The 3,684-nt window shown below is 48.3% G+C and carries 5 protein-coding genes; 2 read left to right on the forward strand and 3 right to left on the reverse strand.

The window, feature by feature from the left end; all coding sequences use genetic code 11:
* Positions 1–568: MarR family winged helix-turn-helix transcriptional regulator (locus VN105_RS23645; RefSeq protein ID WP_325644874.1), on the forward strand; the 568-nt coding region annotated here is incomplete at its 5' end.
* On the opposite strand, the gene VN105_RS23650 is transcribed toward VN105_RS23645, so the two are convergent.
* From VN105_RS23650 to VN105_RS23660, 3 genes are all read right to left on the reverse strand, one after another.
* On the reverse strand, positions 565–1,128 hold the full coding sequence (locus VN105_RS23650) for a hypothetical protein (RefSeq protein WP_325644875.1): 564 nt from the start codon (positions 1,126–1,128) through the stop codon (positions 565–567). The two genes, VN105_RS23645 and VN105_RS23650, sit on opposite strands and share 4 nt — an antisense overlap.
* Before the next feature lie 94 nt (positions 1,129–1,222).
* Entirely contained in the window at positions 1,223–1,936 is a 714-nt protein-coding gene (locus tag VN105_RS23655; RefSeq protein WP_325644877.1) for a hypothetical protein, read from the reverse strand.
* Between the two features lie 219 nt (positions 1,937–2,155).
* On the reverse strand, positions 2,156–3,022 hold the full coding sequence (locus VN105_RS23660; protein WP_325644878.1) for an alpha/beta hydrolase: 867 nt from the start codon (positions 3,020–3,022) through the stop codon (positions 2,156–2,158).
* A 97-nt stretch (positions 3,023–3,119) separates the two neighbouring features.
* On the opposite strand from VN105_RS23660, the gene VN105_RS23665 reads away from it, so the two are divergent.
* Positions 3,120–3,684, forward strand: a 565-nt coding sequence (locus VN105_RS23665; protein WP_325644879.1) for a class I SAM-dependent methyltransferase, incomplete at its 3' end; no start/stop codon positions are given.

The raw sequence follows: 3,684 nt of genomic DNA on the forward strand, positions 1-3,684 counted from the left end.
AGAAGAATTTTGCAGGCATTACCTGGCAGGCAAACAGGCACGCAGGCCGGTTCCCCAGGAAGGAAAATTCCTGCCGGTACACAGCGATGGCATCCTGATGAGGGTCATTGGCCGCATCTTTAAACTGCATACCATTTATACGGTAGCAGCGCTGGATGGCACCGGTATCAACACTATCGACGAATATTCATTGCTTAATACCGTGGCGCAGCTGAAGGAGCCCCGTAAAACAGAGGCGATCTATGCCGCCCTGCAGGAGCTGTCTACCGGCACAGATAAACTGAACCGGCTGAAAAAACTGGGTTATCTCACGGAGTACGACGATAAGGAAGACAAGCGCTCCAAACGCCTGAAGGTAACCCCTAAAGGGGAGAAAGTACTGATCCAGTGCCGGAAGCGGATCAGCCAGCTCGCGGAGCTAATGTTCCACGATATGACAGACGACGACCGTAAATTATGCGTACAACTGCTGAAAGGCGTGGAAACAAAATTCACAGGCATCTGGCAGTCGCACAAAGGAAAAAACTTTGAAGAGATCTATGCAGAGATCCTGACGGGTAAAGACTAATATTTCATATCAAACCGGCCTTCGGTCATACGAACGGTATCGCAACCTGCCGTTATCAGCGTGCAGGTAAAGGTACCGGCAATGATCTTTTGTTCCGTATCCAGTTTGGTGATCACCAGTTGTCCTTCCTGTTTCACGTGTTCCGCATCCATACCAAAGTATTCACAACCGGTGTTGGTGCTGATCCGCAGCCTGCTGTAAGCGAAAACAACATCCTTTTTCGGTGTGGTAACAGGATAGGCGCCCGTTTTATTTAAATTGGAGGCTATGATCTGGAAACTGCGGCGTATGGAATCCCCGGGATCAAAGCGGGTCATCGAAAGATTAAAACTGCCGCCGTTGGCGTTGGGATCATAGTAGGCGCCTGGGTTGGCGGGACCTATGTTTCCCCGCGGGATAAACACTTTCCCGTTCACCAGGCTGCCAAAGGTATTTTTACCTTCCGCCGTCACCGCAGGCAGGGTATCCACAACAGGAGAGGGAGGATAAGTGGTTCCCTTACCACAATAAAGGCATAACAGGGAAACAGAGAGCAAAGCTATACAGCACAATTGTTTCATGGGTCTTATTAAGAGGATATTAAATTACTACACACTCAAAATAAAACGGGAAAGGGCCGGCAAAATTGCCAGCCCTTTCTATCATTTTTTGCATTTACTTATCTACATCCATACAGTAGGTAACACAATGCCATACTTTTGTAAAGTCCTTACCTTCATGCTGCCCGCTGGCTTCTTCGGTAAAAGTACCTTCCAGCATATAACGGCCGGGCCATGCAGGTGAAAAAGTAACGCCGCCCGCCTCACCGGCTTTGAACTTCTTAGTCCATCCTTCAGGCGATTGTACGGTTACTTCGCCTCCGGCAGGAGCAGCCTTCTTATAACTCAATTGCACGGAAGCCGGCTGATGCAGCTTATTGGCTTTTTTGAGGCTGGTTTGCAAAGAGAAATCCGTATATTCTTTGGCGTTATCCACACCAGTCAGCGAGTTGTTTACTTTCACCAGTCCCATGGCATAGTAATGGATCTTACTGCCGCCATACACTTCCTGCACGGTATGATCAATTGATAACAAATGTGCACCGGCAACAGCTGGCGTAAAAGTGGCAGTGAAATAATTACCGTTAGGGGTAACGGTCAGTTTTTCTTTCTGCCCGTCCGGCTTCACCAGGTACAGGGTAAAATCTTTCATATTGCTGAACCAGTGCTGGATGGAATCACGCTCGTTATCGGCATATTCTCCCAGGAAAACTTTTACTTCCTGCGGCTGCCCAACCTTTCCGGTGGTAACAGTTTCAATCCAGATGGCGTGTGCAAAAAGCGGCTGAAGGCTACAGCATAAAATAACAGAAAACAGGAATTTTTTCATTTTAACTCGATTTATAAACAGGGCAAAGCTACACCGGGAAGGAGGGGGCTTATAGGCGAAAGGGGAATATTATTTACGCAATCGGGAAAAATAGCGGGTTACTCTATGCTCACCAGGTAATGCAGCAGCCGTTGCAGGTCCTGGTTCACCGACCGGGCAGTGGATTGCAGCTCATTCACCATCGCCGCCCGGGTATGCTAAATGGTTTGACCCTTTGCTTTATTCCTCAGCAGGCAGTATCCACTGAAGCCCTTTTATAAAAACAGGCAACTGCGTATCCATATGTCCCAGGTTGGAATAGATGTCGCCCTGGTAAGTAACTGCAGCGGATTGTTTTTGGGAGATAGATGCTGACAATTGCGCCATCGTTTCCTGCAGCGGTAAGGTAGCGGAATCACCGGCCTCCGGTTCTTCCTGCCCGCCGAAAGCGAAGTAGGCTTTCACTTTAGCAGCCCCGCTGTCTTTTACGGGTGCGGCTTTCAATTGTTCGGACAGGTAGTAGTGGTTATAATGCAGCGAAGGACTGGCAGCAATATATCCATTGAAACCGGTAGCAGTTCCGCTGATGTCACGGTAAAGCGCATACGAAGTAAAGTATCCACCCAGGGAATGCCCCATCAGCACCCGTTTGCTGGTATCGGTATGGTATTGTTTATCTATCGCAGGCATCAGCTCATCATGTATAAACGACAGGAATTTATCAGCTCCTCCACTGGTGGTCATCTCATATTCAGGGATCGCCACTGGGTAAGTATCATCCCGGTTCCTTAATGAATCCATTGCTGCAAAATCTTTATAACCAATTCCTACCAGGATCACTTCAGGCGCCAGGCCCACTTCTGCATATTTGTTCAGCGTAACGGCCATTATATCAAAATAAAGATTGGCATCCAGCAGATATGCCACGGGATATTTTTTTGATAACTCCGGGTGGTAGTCGGCCGGAAGTTTTATAAAGATGGAAAAAGAATCGGCTACCGCACGGGAATACAAACGCATCACGGGTGTGTTGTTTTTTTTCTCAGCCACCGGTGCACATCCGGCCATTATCAGTAATGCTATTGCAAAAGTAACATAACGGGTCATAGCTGTGGGTTTTAGGCAGGTTCTAAAGTAGGGCTATTTTCTGTTTACAAAATGTTATATTTAATCTCACCTTTTCCTGATCCATCAATAAATACCCATGAATAATACCGCGAATGAAAGAGCGGCCATGCCGAAAGACAGCAGCGTTTTAGACAGCAGGAGTTTGCAAAACAGCTATGCCACACTGGTACCACTTCTCCGTGAAGGGATGCAGGTACTGGATGTAGGTTGCGGCACCGGCGCCATCTCTGCCGGCATAGCCGCCACAGTGGGTGCAACGGGCGCCGTGGTGGGCATCGACAACAGTGCGCACCTGGTGGCAAAAGGCAATACTGATCATGCAGATATGCCTAACCTTACATTGATAGAAACAGATCTTTTTGCTTACAACCCTGCAGAAAAATTTGACCTGGTTGTTTCCGCCAGGGTGCTGCAATGGTTAAGCAATCCCCGGGAAGCATTATTGAAATTCAAATCCCTGCTCAAACCGGGCGGCTGTATTTCTATCCTGGATTACAACCATACCCAACTGGAATTTACGCCCGCACCGCCGGAAAGCATGCAGCGCTTTTATAACGCGTTCCTTACCTGGCGTGCCGATGCCGGTATGGATAATGAAATGGCCGATCACCTCCCGGCGCATTTTGAAGCGCTTGGCTTTC

This window comes from Chitinophaga sp. (genome assembly GCF_035564935.1).
Taxonomy (GTDB): domain Bacteria; phylum Bacteroidota; class Bacteroidia; order Chitinophagales; family Chitinophagaceae; genus Chitinophaga.